This window comes from Chitinimonas koreensis (genome assembly GCF_014353015.1).
Taxonomy (GTDB): Bacteria; Pseudomonadota; Gammaproteobacteria; order Burkholderiales; family Chitinimonadaceae; genus Chitinimonas; species Chitinimonas koreensis.
The window spans coordinates 4267408-4285861 of the sequence record NZ_CP060704.1 but is presented as its reverse complement, the minus strand read 5'-3'; the positions used below and the strand labels follow the sequence as shown (position 1 = coordinate 4285861).

Below are 18454 nucleotides of genomic sequence, written 5' to 3'. Positions count from 1 at the left end.
AATGCAAACCAGGCCCGCCGTCGGCTGCGGCGGGCCCGTCACAAGGAGACAAGCCATGAACCTTCCCTTCAACCGACGCGCCGTCATCAACATGCTGGTCGGCCTGGGCCTGGCCGCGCTGGGCGCCGGCGCGGCCGCGGCCGATCCGGTCAAGATCGGCTTCCTGGTCAAGCAGGCCGAGGAGCCGTGGTTCCAGGACGAATGGCGCTATGCCGAGCAGGCGGCCAAGGAACAGAACTTCACGCTGATCAAGATCGCGGTGCCCAACGGCGAGAAGATGGTCAACGCCATCGACAACCTGGCGGCGCAGCAGGCCCAGGGCTTCGTCATCTGCGCGCCCGACGTCAAGCTCGGCACCGCCGTGGTACGCGCGGCCAAGCGCGGCAACCTGAAGGTGATGTCGGTCGACGACCGCCTGCTCGACGGCGCCGGCAAGCCGCTGGCCGAGGTGCCGCACATGGGCATCTCGGCGGCCGAGATCGGCAAGCAGGTGGGCCGCGGCCTGCTCGACGAGATCAAGGCGCGCGGCTGGGCGCTGGCCGACGTCGGCGCGATCCGGGTGGCCTACGACCAGTTGCCGACCGCGCGCGAGCGCACCATGGGCACGGTCGAGGCGCTGCTCGCCGCCGGCTTCCCGGTGGCCAACATCTTCGACGCGCCGGAAGCCAAGCCCGATACCGAGAACGCCTTCAACGCCGCCAACATCGTGTTCACCAAGCAGGCGCGCTTCAAGCACTGGATCATCTTCGGCTCGAACGACGAGGCGGTGATGGGCGGCGTGCGCGCCTCCGAAGGCCGCGGCTTCCCGGCCGCCTCGGTGATCGGCATCGGCATCGGCGGCAGCAAGACGGCCTCGATCGAGTTCGCCAAGGCGCAGCCGACCGGCTTCCACGCCAGCGTGCTGATCAGCCCAAGCGCCACGGCTACGAGACCTCGCTGAACATGTACCGCTGGATCACCGAGAACCGCCAGCCGCCGCTGCTGACGCTGACCACCGGCATGCTGATGACGCGGCAGAACCAGGCCGAAGTGCGCGCCAAGATGGGGCTGTAGACCCCGCAGGTCCGAGGCCGCCGGCGGCGGCCCGTTCCCGCGCCGAGTGGGCGGCGCGGCTTTTCAATTCGATCCCGGTTGTCGACGACGATGATGGCTTCACTGCAGTTCGACCAGGTTTCCAAGCACTTTCCCGGCGTCAAGGCGCTCGACGGCGTCAGCTTCGAGGTCCACGCCGGCAGCGTGCACGGCCTCCTGGGCGAGAACGGCGCCGGCAAGTCGACGCTGCTGAAGATCCTCGGCGGCCAGTACCGGCCCGACGGCGGCCGCCTGCTGGTCGAGGGGCGCGAGTGCCATTTCCATTCGGCGGCCGATTCGATCGCCGCCGGCATCGCCGTGATCCACCAGGAACTGCAGTACGTGCCCGAGCTGACGGTGGTCGAGAACGTGCTGCTGGGCCGGCTGCCGCGCCGCTTCGGCTTGGTCGACCGCAGCCGGGCGCGGCGGCTGGTGGCCGACAAGCTGGCCGCCATCGGCGTCGAGCTCGATCTCGACGCGCGGCTGGCCGAGCTGTCGATCGCCCAGCGCCAGATGGTCGAGATCTGCAAGGCGGTGCTGCAGGACGCCCGCATCATCGCCTTCGACGAGCCGACCAGCAGCCTGTCGCACCGCGAGAGCGAGGTGCTGTTCCGCCTGGTCGGCGACCTGCGCGCGCGCGGCCATACGCTGATCTACATCTCGCACCGGCTGGAGGAGCTGTACCGGCTGTGCGACGCCTGCACCATCTTCCGCGACGGCCGCAAGGTCGCCACCCATCCGGCGATGGCCGAGGTGCCGCGCGACACGCTGATCCACGACATGGTCGGCCGCGAGATCCGCGACATCTATCCCTATCGGGTGCGTGAGCTGACCACGCCGCGGCTGGTGGTCGAGGGCCTGGCCGGCCCCGCGCTGGCCGGCCCGGCCAGCTTCGGCGTGCGCGGCGGCGAAGTGCTCGGCTTCTTCGGCCTGGTCGGCGCCGGCCGCAGCGAGCTGATGCGGCTCCTGTACGGCGCCGACCGGCGCAGCGGCGGCTCGGTCCGGCTCGACGGCGAGCCGCTGCCGAACCGCGGCCCGGCCGGTGCGATCCGCGCCGGCATGGTGCTCTGCCCCGAGGACCGCAAGGAGCAGGGCATCCTGGCCGAAGCCTCGGTGGCCGAGAACATCAACGTCAGCTGTCGCCGCCATGAGTTGCTGGCCGGCCTGTTCCTGCGCCATCGCGTCGAGGCGCGGCGCGCCGACGATTTCATCGAGCGGCTGCGCATCAAGACGCCGGACCGGCACCAGGAGATCCGCCTGCTGTCGGGCGGCAACCAGCAGAAGGTGATCCTGGCGCGCTGGCTGGCCGAGCCGCGGCTGCGCGTGCTGATCCTCGACGAGCCGACCCGCGGCATCGACATCGGCGCCAAGCAGGAGATCTACCGCATCGTCCAGGACGTCGCCGCGCGCGGCGTCTGCGTGATCGTCGTGTCGAGCGAACTGCCCGAGGTGCTGGGCATCGCCGACCGCATCGTGGTGATGCGCGACGGCCGCATCAGCGGCGAGCTGGACCGCGCCGACGCCAGCGAAGCCGCCGTGCTGCGGCTGGCGCTGCCGGACGCGGCCGGCGCCGACCTCAACCCTTGTCCCCGGATGTCCTCATGACCAGTCTCCAGACCACCGCTTCCCTCCCGCGCCCGGCCGGCCGCAAGCGGCCGTTCGAGTACAGCATGCCGCTCGCCTATGCGGTGCTGTTCGCGGTGCTGTCGTTCAGCGTGGAAAACTTCTTCTCGGCCGCCAATATCGTCGGCCTCTTGCTGTCGGTGGCCCAGATCGGCATGGTGGCCTGCACCATGATGCTGTGCCTGGCCTCGCGCGATTTCGACCTGTCGGTCGGCTCGACCATCGCCTTCGCCGGCGTGCTCGGCGCCATCGTGCTGCAGAAGAGCGGCAATGCCGGCCTCGCGGTGGCCGCCGGGCTCGGCGCCGGCGCGCTGATCGGCGCCTGCAACGGCGTGCTGATCGCCTACCTGCGCGTCAACGCGCTGATCGCCACCCTGGCCACCATGCTGATGGTGCGCGGCCTGGCCTTCATCGTCTCGGGCGGCGAGGCGGTCGGCATCGCCGACGAGGGCTATATCGCCTTCGGCGACGCGCGGCTGTTCGGCCTGCCGCTGCCGGTGCTGGTGACGGCCAGCTGTTTCCTGGTGTTCGGCGTGCTGCTGAACCACACGGTGTTCGGCCGCAACACCCTGGCGATCGGCGGCAATCCGGAAGCGGCGCGGTTGGCCGGCGTCCAGGTCGAGCGGCTGCGCGTCGGCATCTTTCTGCTGCAGGGGCGGTGACGGCGCTGGCCGGCCTGATCCTGGCCTCGCGCATCACCAGCGGCCAGCCCAACGCCGCCCAGGGCTTCGAGCTCGACGTGATCTCGGCCTGCGTGCTCGGTGGCGTCTCGCTGCACGGCGGCCGCGCGCGCATGTTCGGGGTGGTGGTCGGCGTGCTGATCATGGGCACGGTCGAGAACGTGATGAATCTGCTCAACGTCGACGCCTTCTACCAGTACCTGATGCGCGGCCTGATCCTGCTGGCGGCCGTGCTGTTCGACCAGTTCAAGGGCCGCGGCAGCCGCTGACGTCCCGTTCAGCCGTGCCGGCGATGCGCTGCGCCACCGCCGGCCGGCGCTCGCCTCCGTTCTGACCGGCGCGGGCCGTCCTGGCCCGGGCCGCAGGCGGCCGATGCCGTTCCGCGCTGCCGGCCGACTCTCCCGATCCTCCTTCCTCCACGCCTCCGCCGTGCGGCCATCCGCCGCTCACGGCCGACCTCGTCATTTCTTTCGTTTTTGATTATTTCTCCCACAAAATCTTTTCTTTGTCTTATTTATACCAATCAATATATTTTCTATTGAAGTATCGAAAGGCAAATGTAAAGATCATGTAAGTAAGTAGAAAGGAATCTGCTCGGGATCGGCCAAGGCGATCGATGGATATCGCAAGCCCTGGCCGACTCTGCCGGTTCCCTGCATCGGATGAAGTCGAGCCCGGGCGTGGCCACCGGAAGCTCGCAGCACACCCAAACCTCTGGCGCCACAGGAGACATCATGAAACCGAAGCGACTTTTTACGGCCCTGCTGGCGGCAGGCCTGGTCGGTGGCGCCTACGCCGCGACCCCCGACGAACCGGCGGATACCCCAGCGCCGCTCGACGGCAACGCGACGCCGCCGGCGAAGGCCGCGGACGCCGACCGTGCCGACGGCAAGCCGGTCGAGCGCATCGAGGTCACCGGCTCCAGCATCAAGCGCATCAGCAAGGAAACCGCGGCCCCGGTGACCATCATCACTCGGCAGGATATCGCCGACATGGGCGCCAATACGATGGTCGAGGTGCTGGATCACATCACCGCCAATACCTCCAAGAGCGCCTACTGGCTGGCCGACTCCCAGTCGCGCTGGTCCAGCAATTCCGGCGGCTCGGGCGCCAATCTGCGCGGCCTGGGGCCGCAGGCTACGCTGACGCTCCTGAACGGTCGCCGCCTGTCGAGCTTCGGCGGCACCGTGGACGACCAGTACCAGTTCGTGAACCTCGATGCCATCCCGGCCGACGCGATCGAGCGCATCGAGGTACTGGCCGATGGCGCTTCGGCGATCTACGGCTCGGACGCCATCGCCGGCGTCGTCAACATCATCACCAAGCGCAGCTATCGCGGGCTCGAAGTTTCCGGCGATGCCAGCATCGCTTCGAAGCTGCACGCGCAGCGCGAGTACCACGGCAGCGTCAGCTTCGGCACCGGCGACCTGGCGGCCGACCGCTACAACCTGTTCGGCTCGCTGAGCTTCTACCAGCGCGATACGGTGACGGGCACCGACATGCTCGACCCCGACACCAAGCAGCCCGACTGGCTGCGCTACAACCCCAACTATCGCCGCAATCTCTATATCGGCGTCGGCAGTCCGCCCGGCACCATCAACCCCGGCACCGTATTCGCCGACGTCGACGATGGCGAAGGCGGGCTGATGCGCATCCGCGTGCCGGCGGCGGGCTGCACCACGCCGGTCCGGGCCGGCGGCGGCTTCAACTGCGCGGTCGATCGCGGCAGGTTGCTCGACGACGCCATTCCTTCGTCCAAGCGCGTCAACCTGCTGCTGAGCGGCCGCGTCGTGCTGAGCGATGCGCTCGAAGGCTTCACCGAAGTCTCCGCTTCCAGCATCAAGTTCCGTGGCAAGACCGGGCCGCAGGCCATCGCGAGCGGCGGCAGCTGGGGCGGCTGGTTCGCACGCAGCACCAAGCCGGGCGAGGTGCAGCAGCTGATCTATCCGTGGCTGTCGCCGACCAATCCGTACAACGTGATTGCGCGGCAACCGGGGCACGAGGGCCAGGAGGCCGGCCTGGACTATCGCTTCCTCGACGACCCGGACTACGCTCGGGAGATGACCGACGACCGGCAATACCGCATCGTCACCGGCCTGCGCGGCGAGCATGGCGACCTGACCTGGGAGAGCGCGCTGACGCTGGCCGGTACCAGGACCAGCCAGTTCAGCCAGGGTCTCAATGCCAGCCCGAGCGGCTTCGAGGCCGCGTTCGGTCCTTATACCCAGGACGACTACGGCGAGAACGTGATGAGCGACACGCCGGCCTATCAGTTCGGCACCACCAATGCGCGCAATCGTGAGCTGCTGCACCAGATGTTCCCGCGCTGGGGCAGCGTCAAGCACGACAAGATCGTCAACTGGGACGGCAAGATCACCAGCAAGCTCGGCGAACTGGCCGGCGGCGACCTGATGTACGCGGTCGGCGCCAATGTCAACCGCGAGAGCTACGACGATCCGGGCAGCACCCAGGCCGCGGCCGGCGACATCGTCTGGCAGGGCGGCACCTGGTACAAGGGCAGCCGTACCACCAAGGCGCTGTACGGCGAAATCCTGGCCCCGGTGCACGAGAAGCTCGAACTGAACTTCGCCCTGCGCGACGACAAGTATCCCGGCTTCAAGAACCACGTGGTGTTCAAGTTCGGCGCCAAGTCGCAACTGGCCGATATGCTGCTGCTGCGCGGCACCGTGTCGCAGGGTTTCCGGGCGCCGAGCCTGATCGAGCAGGGTACCGGCGGCACCTATGCGCTGGGCGACGTCTACGATCCGGTGCGCTGCGAACAGGCTTCGGCGATCGCCGCGGTGCTCGATGAATCGTCTCTCCAAGCCGATCGCTACCGGGCCGAAGATCTGCGGAACGGGCAGTGCGGCCAGCAGTACGCCGGCCGGGTCCGTACGCCCAACCCCAACCTGAAGCCCGAAACCGCCAACATCGGCACCGTGGGCTTCGTGTTCAACCCGAGCAAGCTGTTCGATGTCTCGGCCGACTACTTCTTCATCAGCCGCAGGAACGAGATCGTCCAGGAGAGCGCCAACGAGCGCGTCGCCCGCGCCATCGAGCAGTTCGGTCCCAACGTCGCCAAGGTGCCAGGGGTATTCGAGCGCGGCGCGATCAACAGCGATGACATCCTCGACCAGGACAGCGCCGCCCGGGTCTGCCGCGCCAACCCGAGCGCCTGCCCGAACGGCATGCCGGTGTACACCGTCGGCACCATCGCCGGTTTCATGACCAGCTGGATCAACCAGAGCCGCACGCTGCTCGACGGCTTCGACCTTTCGGCCAACGCGCATCTGGACCTGTCCAGCTACGGCAAGGTCGACCTGTCGTGGCAGAGCACGATCAAGCGCCGCATCAAGAACCAGACCACCGACGGCTGGTCGTCCAACACCGTGGGCAGCTACCTGGTGCCGCGCGTGACCAGCGTGCTAACCGCCAAGTGGAGGCGCGGCGTATACGACGTGGCACTGACCGGCAATTACACCGGCCGTCAGTCGCTCCAGCGCGGCTACGGCTGGGTGTCCTACCTCGGCGAAAACGACGGCAGTTGCTACGCCTACGACTACAACCGATCGGCATCGCACTGCGATCTCGGCGTCGGCTCCAGTACCTACTGGACGCTCAACGCAGGCTGGACGCCGAACAAGCAGCTGCGCCTGGATCTCAACGTGCGGAACTTGTTCGGCCGGACGCCGCGTTACGACCCCGAAGGCGGCGAAGGGGTGAACTTCTACGAAGACGCCTACCGCTTCGGCCGCGTGGTCAGCCTGGCCGGCAACTACAAGTTCTAGCAAGCCGTCCGCGCCTGCGGCCACCGCCGGCTGGCCGCAGGCCGGACTGAGGACCGACGCGGCGAGATGCCGCCGCCCCGGGGATGTCCTGTCGATGAATGCCGGCTCGACGCCGGGACGAGGACTTTCGTCGGAGGCGAAGATCCGCCGGCAAGCGCTGCTCGCGACTGGAGCAGGTCGGCGCCGGCATGCGTGGTCACAAGCGGGGCACGATGGCCAATGCCCGGCAATGCCAAGCGGGCGGCGGGTATTGCCGCTCGTCCGAGCTTGTTCCCCGATGCCGGCGCAGCCGAGGGGGCATCCATTCCGGCGGACTGCGCTGCGGTCTGGCTTCTTCTTCTTCTTCCGCTTCCTCTCTCCCACGCCGCGCTCGCGCCCGGCGCTGCCGCCCGCAGCCTTGCGGGCGCTTTCATTTTCCTGCGACGAGTGGCTGTGCCATCGATGCAACATCTTGCCATTAGCAATTGAATCGAAATTTAATCAATGCAAACATGAGTAAATGAAAGAAATAGAAAGTCATATGAAACTTTCGAATGGAGGGCGTACCTGAGAACGCCGCGCCTCGGGCCCGCAGCGCCGCCCGCTACGCGAATCGCAGAACGAGCCCCGGCCGTGGCCGCCGGAGGCTCGCGGCACATCCACCCATAGCGCCACAGGAGACATCATGAAACCGACGCGACTCATTGCAGCCCTGCTGGCTGCAGGCATGATCGGCGGCGCCTACGCTGCCGACGCCCCGCAGGAAACGACGACCGGCCCGGACGGGAACCCGGTCCGGCAGCCGGACGACGAGACCGCCGCGCCGCCGGCGAAACCGGCCGGAGGCGCCAAGCCGGCCGAGCGCATCGTCGTCACCGGTTCGAACATCAAGCGGATCAACGCCGAGACCGCCTCGCCGCTGCAGATCGTCACCAAGAAGGAAATCGAGAGCATGGGCGCCCGCACCCTGCTGCAGGTGCTGGATAACCTGCCGGCGATGCGCCCGGCGCAGCGCGACAACTGGTCGCTGTTCACCGGTTCCGACGGCGCCTCGCAGGCCAATCTGCGCGGCCTCGGCGCCCAGGGCACGCTGGTGCTGCTGAACGGCCGCCGGCTGTCGTACTACGGCGCGCCGGCGGGCTTCCAGACCCAGTTCGTCAATATCGACGCGATCCCCGCCGCGGCGATCGAGCGCATGGAGGTGCTGACCGACGGCGCCTCGGCCGTCTACGGCACCGACGCGGTGGCCGGCGTGATCAACGTCATCACCAAGCGCACGTTCCAGGGCGCCGAGCTCAGCCTGACCAGCGACTGGTCGTCGCGCATCGATGCCTACGGCGAGCACGAGGCCAGCATCACCGGCGGCTTCGGCAATCTCGGCGAGGACAACTACAACGTCTATGGCTCGCTCAATTTCTACCGCCGCGACCCGATCACGCTGGGCGACCTGTACGACAAGAAGCCGGCCCAGCACTACATCAACGAACCGACCTACCTCACCAACTTCCGCCTCGGCACCGGCAGCGCGCCCGGCGTATTCAACCCCGGCAGCTACTTCGCCTTCGGCCCGGACGGCGCCCTCGTGCAGCAGGCGGCGCCCGGCTGCCCCAATGTCCTGACCACCGAGACGGCCGGCCCGCGCTGCATCTGGCAGACCTGGATGAACGACGAGATCGACGGCGGTGCCCGCTCGGACCGCGTCACCGGCTACCTGAGCGGCCGCATGCGGCTGGGCGATTCGCTGGAAGGCTTCGCCGAGGCGACCTACACCGACATCGATCTGAAGGCCAACGGCGGCACGCCGCGTACGTTCAACAGCGGCAAAGGCACCACCAGCTGGTTCGCGCGCAACACCGGCGGCCAGGTCAATACCTTCAGCTACCCGTTCATGGGTCCGAACAACGTCTACAACAAGGCCAGCCCGGAGCTGAAGGCCCTGATGGGCGGCGTGGTCGGCCTGAACTACCTGCTGCAGGACGTCGGCGACAGCCACTTCGGCCAGCGCAACACCGACCAGAGCTATCGCGTGATGGCCGGCCTGCGCGGCAGCTTCGGCGAATGGGACTGGGACGCCGCCCTGACCACCGCCGGTACCCACTCGGTCACCTACCAGACCATCAACGTCAACCTGGACGGCTTCGCCAAGGCCTTCGGCCCGTTCACCATCGACCCGGCCACCGGCCGCACGCTGATGGCCGACAACCCGGCCTACCAGTTCGGCGTGATCAGCGAGGCGAACGCGGCGCTGCTGCGCGAGGCCTACCCGACCTTCGACATCCAGTCGTGGACCCGGCTCACCACGCTGGATGCCAAGGTCGAAGGCACGCTGTTCGAGCTGCCGGCCGGCGAAGTGCGCACGGCGTTCGGCGCCAACCTGATGCGCGAGTCGTTCTTCACGCCGGGCAATACCGACGCGGCCAACGGCCGCATCACCCAGCAGGGCGGCTCGTGGTTCGACGGCAAGCGCACGGTCGGCGCGCTGTTCGCCGAGGCGGTCGCGCCGATCACCAAGGACATCGAGATCGACGCGGCCTTGCGGCTGGACAAGTATCCCAACTTCGCAGCCAACCTCGCGCCCAAGCTCGGCGTGAAGTACCGCGCCATGCCCGAGCTGCTGCTGCGCGGCACCTATTCGGAGGGCTTCCGGGCACCCAACCTGGCGGAATCCGGCACCGGCGGCATCTTCGCCCAGCTCGGCGGCTACCGCGACGGGACCCGCTGCAAAGAGACCAACGCGATCGCCGATCTGCTGCAGCAGTCGCAGCGCGAGGGCGACGTGCTGCTGGGCCAATCGCTGCAGGATGCCGACTGCAGCCGCACGGTGGCGCGCATGACCCAGCCCAACAAGGATCTCAAACCCGAGAAGGCCAAGATCGCCACGGTCGGGCTGGTGTTCGAGCCGACCAAGTGGCTGTCGCTGTCGGCCGACTACTGGTTCCTGTACCGGCGCAACGAGATCGCCCAGCCCGACTACGGCGACGAGCGCGACATCGTCGGCCTGACGCGCTACGGCATCACCGACAACGACCGCGCCAACCTGGCCGCCCTGCAGAACATGTGCGCCGATCCGGCCAGCGGCGTGACCTGTCCCGGCACCTTGCCGACCTATAGCGTGGGCAACGTGGCCAGCGTCATCGGCCAGTACAAGAACTACGGCGCCACGCTGGTCGACGGCTTCGACATCGACGCCAAGAGCCGCTTCTCGCTGAACGAATGGGGCCGCCTGAACCTGGGCCTGACTGCCACGATCGCCCGCCGCAACATGTACTACTTCGACGAGGAGTCGGGCTGGTACTACGGCAATACGGTCGGCTACTGGAACAACCCGAAGCTGCGCGCCTCGCTGAACGCCGACTGGAGCTCCGGCGCCTGGACCACCAGCCTGCACATCAACTACGTCGGCCGGACCAAGTGGGCCTACGACCAGACCGACACGGACAACGTGCCGGCCAACTGCACCGGCGGCTGGCTGCAACTGCCCGACGAGCTGTGCCGCGGCGTGCCGTCCTGGTGGACGGCCAACCTGGGCGTGTCCTGGACGCCGGTCAAGGACCTGCGGGTCGGCGTCACGGTCAAGAACCTGTTCAACCGGCTGCCTTATTACGATCCGGCCAACTGGATCGGCATCGCCGATCACACCAATCCGTATGGCCGCAGCTACAGCGTCTCGATGAACTACAAGTATTGACGGCGCAGCCGGGCGGCGGACGGGCCGCCCGCGTTTCACGTCCTGCACCGGCGCGGCCGGCAGGCGCCACCCTTGGACAGCAATCCGTGCACCCGGCCGCCGGGTGCCTCAATCGTGAGAAGAACGACCATGCAACGCAGAGATTTCCTTTCGATGGGTGCCAAGCTCGGCGCCGCCGCCGCGCTGAGCGGCGCCCTGCCGCTGACGGCGCGGGCCGCCGGCAAGAGCCGGCTGCGGCTGGGCCTGATCGGCACCGGCATGCGCGGCCGCGTGCTGCTGCGCGAGCTGGTGCGGCGCGACGACGTCGAGGTCGTCGCGCTGTGCGACATCGAGCCGATCATGCTGAACCGCGCGCTCGACATGATCGCCAAGGCCGGCAAGCCCAAGCCGAAGACCTATGGCGAGAACGGCGACCAGCACGCCTACCGCGAGCTGCTCGAACAGAAGGGCCTCGACGGCGTGGTCATCGCCACGCCGTGGGAATGGCACGCGCCGATGGCGATCGACGCGATGAACGCCAAGGTGGCGGTGGCCTGCGAGGTGGTGGCCGGCATCACGCTGCAGGATCACTGGGACGTGCTGAACACCCAGCTCCGGACCGGCACGCCCTACATGCTGCTGGAGAACGTCTGCTTCCGCCGCGACGTGATGGCGGTGCTGCAGATGGTGCGCAGCGGCGTGTTCGGCGAGCTGGTGCACCTGCAGGGCGGCTACCAGCACGATCTGCGCGCGGTGAAGTTCAACTCGGGCGACCCGGCCAAGCCCTACGGCGGCGGCGTCGAGTTCGGCCCCAAGGGCTGGTCGGAGGCGCGCTGGCGCACCGAGCATTCGGTCCGCCGCAACGGCGAGCTCTACCCGAGCCACGGCATCGGCCCGTGCGCGATGTACGCCAACATCAACCGCGGCAACCGCTTCACCCGCATCAACAGCTTCGCCACCAAGGCGCGCGGCCTGCACGACTACGTGGTGAGGACCGGCGGCGCCGATCACCCCAATGCCAAGGTCCGGTTCAGCCTCGGCGACGTGGTCACCACCACGCTGGCCTGCGCCAACGGCGAGACCATCCTGCTGCAGCACGACACCTCGCTGCCGCGGCCGTATTCGCTCGGCTTCCGGGTGCAGGGCACGCAAGGGATCTGGATGGACGTCAACGAGTCGATCTACATCGAGGGCCAGGCCAAGCAGGAGGACGAGTGGGAGCCGGTGCAGCCCTGGCTCGACCGCTACGACCATCCGCTGTGGAAGAAATACGAGAAGGAGGCCGAGGGAGCCGGCCACGGCGGCATGGACTTCTTCGTGGTGCACGCCTTCGTCGAGGCGCTGAAGGCCGCCGCGCCGATGCCGATCGACATCTACGACGCGGTCGCCTGGAGCGCGATCACGCCGCTGTCCGAGCAGTCGATCGCCGCCGGCTTCCAGACCCTGGACTTCCCGGACTTCACCGCCGGCGCCTGGCAGACGCGCAAGCCGATCTTCGCCTTCAACGACCGCTACTGAGCCGGGAGCCGCCATGCGTCTGCAGCAACCGGCCCGCCATTGGGCACTCGGCCTGATCGTCCCGCTGCTGCTGCAGGGACCGGTCCGGGCCGGGCAGTTCGCCGAAAGCGCCGCGCTGCCGCCGCTGGCCGGCGTCGGCGTGCCGACCGATCCGGCGCTGGTCGGCGCACCCTACCTCGATCCGGCGCGGCCGCTCGAGGTGCGGGTCGACGACCTGCTGGCCCGGCTGACGCCGCAGGAGAAGGCCAGCCTGCTGCACGGCAGCGGCGGCTTCGCCGACTACGGCGGCATCGGCCGCATCGGCCTGCCGCGGATCGTGATGACCGACGGGCCGCAGGGCGTACGCGCCGAGGTGCCGACCACCGCGCTGCCCTCGGGCATCGCGCTGGCGGCCTCGTGGAACACCGGCCTGGCCGAGCGCTACGGCGCGCTGCTGGGCCGCGATGCCAAGGCGACCGGCCACCGCGTGCTGCTCGGCCCCGGCGTGAACCTGGCGCGCACGCCGCTGAACGGCCGCAACTTCGAATACTTCGGCGAAGACCCGCTGCTGGCCGGCAAGATCGCCGCCGGCTATATCCGCGGCGTGCAGTCCGAGGGCGTGGCCGCCTGCATCAAGCACCTGGTGGCCAACGACCAGGAAAGCGCCCGGCTGGCGGCTTCGTCCGAACTCGACGAGCGTACCCTGCGCGAATTCCACCTGCGGCCGTTCGAGATCGCGGTGCGCGAGGCCGGCCCCTGGGCGGTGATGCCTGGCTACAACCGGGTGCGTGGCGTCGCCGCGGTCGACAACGCCCATGTCAACCGCACGCTGATGCGCGAGGCGGCCGGCTCCGACGCGGCCTTCGTCTCGGACTGGGGCGCCTGGGACGACGGCGCCGACGCCGCCGCGCTGAACGGCGGCACCACGCTGCGCATGCCCTTCGACGCCGATGCGAAGTACGACCGCGGCCTGCTCGAGCTGGTGCGGCGCGGCCAGGTCGCCCAACCGACGCTGGACGAGGCGGTGCGCCGCAACCTGCGCCTGCTGTTCCGCGTCGGCGCGTTCGACCCGGCCGGCGCGGTGCCGCCGCGCCATGCCGCCGGCAACGCCGCGCTGGCGCGCCAGGCGGCGCTCGAGGGCGCGGTGCTGCTCAAGAACGACGGCGCCACGCTGCCGTTCGACCCCGCCCGGGTGAAGCGCGTGCTGGTGCTCGGACCGAACGCCGACCGCCGCTTCACCATGGCGCAGGGCGGCGACGAACTGCTCAAGCTCGGCGGCAGCGGCGCCACCTTCCCGGTGCAGGAGATCACCGCGCTGGCCGGCCTGCGCGAACGGCTCGGCGCCCAGGTGATCGGCTACCCGTGGCAACTGGCCGGCGGCAAGCTGGACCGCGACGGCCTGGCGCTGGCCGCGCGGGCGGTCGACGCGGTGGTGTTCGTCGGCGGCATCGATTTCAGCTTCGACCACGAGGGCAACAGCGGCGAACGGCCCGACAAGACCACGCTGGCGCTGCCCGGCCCGCAGGCCGAGGTGGTGAAGCTGCTGGCCGCGGCCAATCCGCGCACCGTGGCCGTGCTGGCCGGCGGCTCGCCGATGGCGCTGGGCGAACTGGCCGCGGCGGCGCCGGCGCTGCTGCTGCAGTGGTATCCGGGCCAGGAGGGCGGCCGCGCGCTGGCCGACCTGCTGTTCGGCGACGTGTCGCCCTCGGGCAAGCTGCCGTTCACGCTCGGCAAACGCCTGGCCGACTGGCGCGTGCACCGGCTCGGCGCCGCGGCCTATCCGGGCCTCTTGTTCGGCAAGGACGGCAAGCCCGCCCGCAAGCAGCCCGACCTGACCCGCTCGCAATACTTCCGCGGCGACGTGCGGGTGGCCTACCTGGAAGGGCCGGCGCTCGGCTACCGCGGCTTCGAGCTCGACGGCATCGCGCCCGACTTCGCCTTCGGCCACGGCCTGAGCTACACCCGCTTCGACTATTCGGACGCGCGGCTGAGCGCCGACGGCGGCGCCGTCACCTTCACCCTGCGCAACGCCGGCCCGCGCGCCGGCGCCGAGGTGGTGCAGCTTTATGCGCGGCCGCCCGGCACCGCGGCGACGGTGCCGGAGAACGACCGGCCGCTGCGCGGCCTGGTGGGCTTTGCCAAGGTGCGGCTCGAGCCGGGCGAGTCCAGGGTCGTCACGCTGCCGTTCCGCGCTGCCGACCTGGCGACCTGGAGCGACGCGCGCCGCGGCTGGCGCTCCTGGCCCGGTGCCTGGACGCTCGAAGTGGCTGCCTCGTCGCAGGACGTGCGCGCCACGGTCGGGTTCGATCAGCCATGAGTTCCAATCCCCCGGACGCACCTGCGTCGACCTGTGCCTTCAACCATCGGTACCGAACAGCCATGACGAATCGCCATTCCATCGTTCGCCGCGTCGCCGGCTTCGCGCTCGCAATGGCCTGCACCGCCGCGTTGCCGCTGGTCGCGACGCCGGTCGATGCCGCCACCCAGGCCGCCGCACCTCCCGCCAAGCCGAGCCGTTTCGCGCTCGGCCGCGACGATTTCCTGCTCGACGGCCAGCCCTACCGGGTGATCGGCTGCGAGCTGCACCCGGCGCGCATCCCGCCCGAGTACTGGCGCCACCGGCTGCGCATGGTCCGCGCCATGGGCTGCAACACGGTGCCTATCTATATGTTCTGGAACCATCACGAGGCCGAGCCCGGCAAGTTCGATTTCCGCAGCGGCAGCCGCAACATCGCGCAGTTCGTCCGCCTGGCGCAGCAGGAAGGCCTGCTGGTGCTGCTGCGGCCCGGCCCCTACGTCTGCGCCGAGTGGGACTTCGGCGGCCTGCCGCCCTACCTGCTGCGCACGCCCGACATCGGCGTGCGCGGCATGGACCCGCGCTACATGAAGGCGGTCGAGCGCTACGTCGCCGCGGTGGCGGCCGAATTCGCGCCGCTGCAGATCGACCGTGGCGGCCCGATCGCGATGCTGCAGATCGAGAACGAATACGGCAGCTATGCCAACGACCGGGCCTACCTGGCGCGGCTGGCCGCGCTGTGGCGCCGCCACGGCATCACGGTACCGTTCTATACCGCCGATGGACCCAGCGTCTCCATGCTGTCGGCCGGCACCTTGCCCGGCGCCGCGGTTGGGCTCGACTCGGGCAGCGAGGACGCGCACTTCGAGCTGGCCCGCAAGATCAACCCGGGCGTACCGGTATTCAGCAGCGAGACCTATCCGGGCTGGCTGACGCACTGGGGCGAAAAGTGGGCACAGGTTCCGGTCGACGAGGTGCTCAAGGAGGTCGGCTACCTGCTGGACGGCGGCCGCTCGTTCAGCTTCTACGTGGCCCACGGCGGCACCAACTTCGGCTTCACTGCCGGCGCCAACTCGGGCGGCAAGGGCTACGAGCCGGACGTGACCAGCTACGACTACGACGCGCCGATCGACGAGCAGGGCCGGCCGACGCCGAAGTTCTTCAAGCTGCGCGAGCTGATCGGGCGCCATGCCGGCCAGCCGCTGCCCGAGCTGCCGCCGCCGGTGCCGGTGACGACGCTGCCGCCGGTGAAGCTGGAGCCCTACGCCTCGCTGTGGCAACGACTGCCGAAGCCGGTCCGTTCAGCGCATCCGAAGAGCTTCGACGCGCTGGGCCACGAGCAGGGCCTGATGCTGTACCGCACCCGGCTGGCCGGCGCGCGCGGCGGCAAGTTGGTGCTGAACGGGCTGCACGACCTGGCCAGCGTCTACCTGGACGGCCGCTTGATCGGACACCTCGACCGCCGGCTCGGCGAGAACAGCATCGAACTGCCGGCCGGCGACGGCAGCGGCGAGCCGCCGCTGCTGGAGGTCATGGTCGAGGCGATGGGCCGCATCAACTTCGCCGACCGTCTGATCGACCGCAAGGGCATCACCGGCCACGTGACGCTGGCTGGCATGACGCTGATGAACTGGGAGATGTTCCCGCTGGCGCTGAAGGAGGACTGGGTGCGGAAGCTGCCGGCCACGCCGGAAGCCGCGCTGGACCCGCGGCCCGGCCGCTTCTTCCGCGCCCATTTCGACATCGGCCGCGAGCCGGCCGACACCTTCCTCGACCTGTCCGCCTTCGGCAAGGGCATGGTCTGGGTCAACGGCCACAATCTCGGCCGCTACTGGAACATCGGGCCGCAGCAGCGGCTCTACCTGCCGGCGCCGTGGCTGCGCCGCGGCCGCAACGAGGTGGTGGTGCTGGACCTGCGCGAGACCGCCAGCGGCGCGGTGGCCGGTTTCGAACGGATGAACGACTGATCCGGTTGCTTTTGCCCTGGGCGGGCGCTCAAGGCAGGCCGGAGCGCGGCTTCGGCCTGCCCTGGTAATTCCAGTGCATGCCGCCGATCCCAGGCGAGCTGCATTGCGGCCGCCATGCTCAGGCCCAGCCCGCGTCGACGATGAAGCTTTGCGCGGTGCACATGCGCGAGTCGTCGGCGGCGAGGAAGAGCGCCATCGCCGCGATGTCCGCCGGCTGTAGCCGGCCCGGCAGGCACTGGTTCGCATCGATCGCCTGCTCGGCTTCCGGCGTGATCCATTGCTTCAGTTGCCGTTCGGTCATCACCCAGCCGGGCACGAGCGCGTTGACACGGATATTGCGCGGGCCCAGATCGCGGGCCAGCGCGCGCGTGAGGCCCAGGACCGCCGCCTTGGTCGCTGCGTAGGCCGGATAGCCGGCGCCCTTGATCATCCAGCTCGTCGAACCGAGGTTGACGATGGAACCGCCGCCGAGCGCGGCCATGTCGTCGACCACCGCCTGCGCCGCGAAGAACTGGTGGCGCAGGTTGACGTTGAGGCAACGGTCCCAGGACTCGGGCGTGACCTCCTCGACGCGGTGGCGCCGGTCGTTCGCCGCGTTGTTCACCAGTACCGCGACCGGCCCGAACGCTTCGCGCGTCCCCTCGATCGCGGCGCGCAGCGCCTCGACGTCGGTCACGTCGCAGCGCGAGAACAGTGGCACCGGCGCGCCCGCCGTGTGCGGGCCGGCGGCGATCCTCGCCAGCAATGCGGCGGCCGCGTCGGCATCGAGGTCGACGAAGCCGACCTGCGCGCCCTGCGCATGGAACTGCTCGACGAAGCTGGCGCCGATGCCGCTGGCGCCGCCGCTGATGAAGACGGTGCGGCCCTGCAGGCTGGGGTAGCAGGCGGTATTGGGCATGGGGACTCGCTGGAGCAGGGAGTGGGGCGATCGGGGTATCGAGCCGCGATCGGGGGTCAGGCCGCGATGCCGCGCAGGCGAGCGAGCAGGTGCAGCCCGCGCGCGCCGAGCGCCTCGCCATGCGGGGTGGCGGCTACGCCGAGCAGCGCGAGCGCGAGCGCGTAGCGGCGCACGAGGTCCGCGCCGCCGATCAGCTGGACGCTGCGTGTTCCCGCCGGCAGCAGGCCGCGCAGCTCGTGGCCGATCAAGAGGCCCGACAGGTAGGACGGCGCTTGCTCGGCGGCCAGCGTGCCGAGCAGGCCCTGGCTGCGGACGCCGAACAACTGATGCGCCAGTCCGCCGGGGGCCTTGCTCGCCGCGACGCCGCGCTCGAATGCGGCGGGGTCGTCGCCGTCCGCATCGTCCGGGCCACCGGACGCCGGCATCAGCGCCGCGAGCAGGCTGTGCCGGCGCAGCAACGCGTACAGCTCACCGGTCATCGCCGTGCGCAGCGAGACGATGCGCCCGTCCTCGACGCAGACCCACTTGCCGTGCGTGCCCGGCAGGCACAGCCAATGCGGACCGGTGCCGGCCAGATCGCCGAGCAGGCCCAGGACCTGCGTTTCCTCGCCGCGCATCACTTCGGGTGGCGCGGCGGCCGGCTGGTGCGCGAGCCCCGGCACGATCCAGACGCGACGCCCGGACAGCGACGGCGCGACCACCTCGCGCATGCCGGCGGCGATCTCCGGCGCCCCCGCCGGGCAGGCCAGGTACGGTACTTCGAGCCAGCCGCCGCGGCTGCCGATCATGCCGGCCATCACGACGCCGGCATCGTCCCAGCCGGCGAGCTGCTGCGCGAGCACCGCCTCGAAGCCGCCCCGGCAGGCCAGCAGCCCGGCGGCGGCGCTACGCTGCTCGCGCACCGCACCGGATTCGTCGAGCCGGTAAGCCCGAAAACTGCTCGTTCCCCAGTCCACGGCGATCATCGGACGTGCTCGCGTGAAATGTC

9 protein-coding genes and 1 pseudogene are annotated in these 18454 nt (G+C 69.4%); 8 read left to right on the top strand and 2 right to left on the bottom strand.

What is annotated here, in order from left to right:
• The first annotated feature begins 55 nt into the window (after window positions 1-55).
• From H9L41_RS17930 to H9L41_RS17895, 8 genes and pseudogenes are all read left to right on the top strand, one after another.
• Window positions 56-940: a substrate-binding domain-containing protein gene (locus tag H9L41_RS17930; RefSeq protein ID WP_308419531.1), complete on the top strand. Its 885-nt coding sequence runs from the start codon at window positions 56-58 to the stop codon at window positions 938-940.
• A 206-nt stretch (window positions 941-1146) separates the two neighbouring features.
• The gene (araG, locus tag H9L41_RS17925) at window positions 1147-2676 is read left to right on the top strand and encodes an L-arabinose ABC transporter ATP-binding protein AraG (protein ID WP_308417301.1); all 1530 of its coding nucleotides are present in this window, start codon (window positions 1147-1149) and stop codon (window positions 2674-2676) included.
• Window positions 2673-3643, top strand: a pseudogene (gene araH / locus H9L41_RS17920) (L-arabinose ABC transporter permease AraH). Before araG ends, araH begins: the two are co-directional and overlap by 4 nt.
• Before the next feature lie 465 nt (window positions 3644-4108).
• A complete protein-coding gene (locus tag H9L41_RS17915) occupies window positions 4109-7162 on the top strand; it encodes a TonB-dependent receptor domain-containing protein (RefSeq protein ID WP_028445306.1) in 3054 nt (1017 codons plus the stop codon).
• A 664-nt stretch (window positions 7163-7826) separates the two neighbouring features.
• Window positions 7827-10829, top strand: a complete 3003-nt coding sequence (locus tag H9L41_RS17910) for a TonB-dependent receptor domain-containing protein (protein WP_028445305.1) — start codon at window positions 7827-7829, stop codon at window positions 10827-10829.
• A 129-nt stretch (window positions 10830-10958) separates the two neighbouring features.
• Window positions 10959-12326: a Gfo/Idh/MocA family protein gene (locus H9L41_RS17905; RefSeq protein ID WP_028445304.1), complete on the top strand. Its 1368-nt coding sequence runs from the start codon at window positions 10959-10961 to the stop codon at window positions 12324-12326.
• Between the two features lie 13 nt (window positions 12327-12339).
• Complete coding sequence (locus H9L41_RS17900; protein ID WP_028445303.1) at window positions 12340-14622, top strand: beta-glucosidase; 2283 nt, start codon at window positions 12340-12342, stop codon at window positions 14620-14622.
• Window positions 14623-14684: 62 nt separating this feature from the next.
• Window positions 14685-16568 carry a glycoside hydrolase family 35 protein gene (locus H9L41_RS17895; protein WP_211236831.1) on the top strand — a complete coding sequence of 628 codons (1884 nt, stop codon included), beginning with the start codon at window positions 14685-14687 and terminating at the stop codon, window positions 16566-16568.
• Between the two features lie 118 nt (window positions 16569-16686).
• Here the strand turns inward: H9L41_RS17895 and H9L41_RS17890 are convergent, their stop codons facing one another.
• Window positions 16687-17466 carry an SDR family NAD(P)-dependent oxidoreductase gene (locus H9L41_RS17890; RefSeq protein WP_034606352.1) on the bottom strand — a complete coding sequence of 260 codons (780 nt, stop codon included), beginning with the start codon at window positions 17464-17466 and terminating at the stop codon, window positions 16687-16689.
• A 56-nt stretch (window positions 17467-17522) separates the two neighbouring features.
• Complete coding sequence (locus tag H9L41_RS17885; protein ID WP_028445301.1) at window positions 17523-18431, bottom strand: 2-dehydro-3-deoxygalactonokinase; 909 nt, start codon at window positions 18429-18431, stop codon at window positions 17523-17525.
• Window positions 18432-18454 lie beyond the last annotated feature (23 nt).

Coding starts and splice junctions, on each gene's coding strand:
- H9L41_RS17930 (WP_308419531.1), top strand. CDS start 56: ATGAACCTTCCCTTCAACCGACGCGCCGTCATCAACATGCTGGTCGGC.
- araG (WP_308417301.1), top strand. CDS start 1,147: ATGGCTTCACTGCAGTTCGACCAGGTTTCCAAGCACTTTCCCGGCGTC.
- H9L41_RS17915 (WP_028445306.1), top strand. CDS start 4,109: ATGAAACCGAAGCGACTTTTTACGGCCCTGCTGGCGGCAGGCCTGGTC.
- H9L41_RS17910 (WP_028445305.1), top strand. CDS start 7,827: ATGAAACCGACGCGACTCATTGCAGCCCTGCTGGCTGCAGGCATGATC.
- H9L41_RS17905 (WP_028445304.1), top strand. CDS start 10,959: ATGCAACGCAGAGATTTCCTTTCGATGGGTGCCAAGCTCGGCGCCGCC.
- H9L41_RS17900 (WP_028445303.1), top strand. CDS start 12,340: ATGCGTCTGCAGCAACCGGCCCGCCATTGGGCACTCGGCCTGATCGTC.
- H9L41_RS17895 (WP_211236831.1), top strand. CDS start 14,685: ATGACGAATCGCCATTCCATCGTTCGCCGCGTCGCCGGCTTCGCGCTC.
- H9L41_RS17890 (WP_034606352.1), bottom strand. CDS start 17,466: ATGCCCAATACCGCCTGCTACCCCAGCCTGCAGGGCCGCACCGTCTTC.
- H9L41_RS17885 (WP_028445301.1), bottom strand. CDS start 18,431: ATGATCGCCGTGGACTGGGGAACGAGCAGTTTTCGGGCTTACCGGCTC.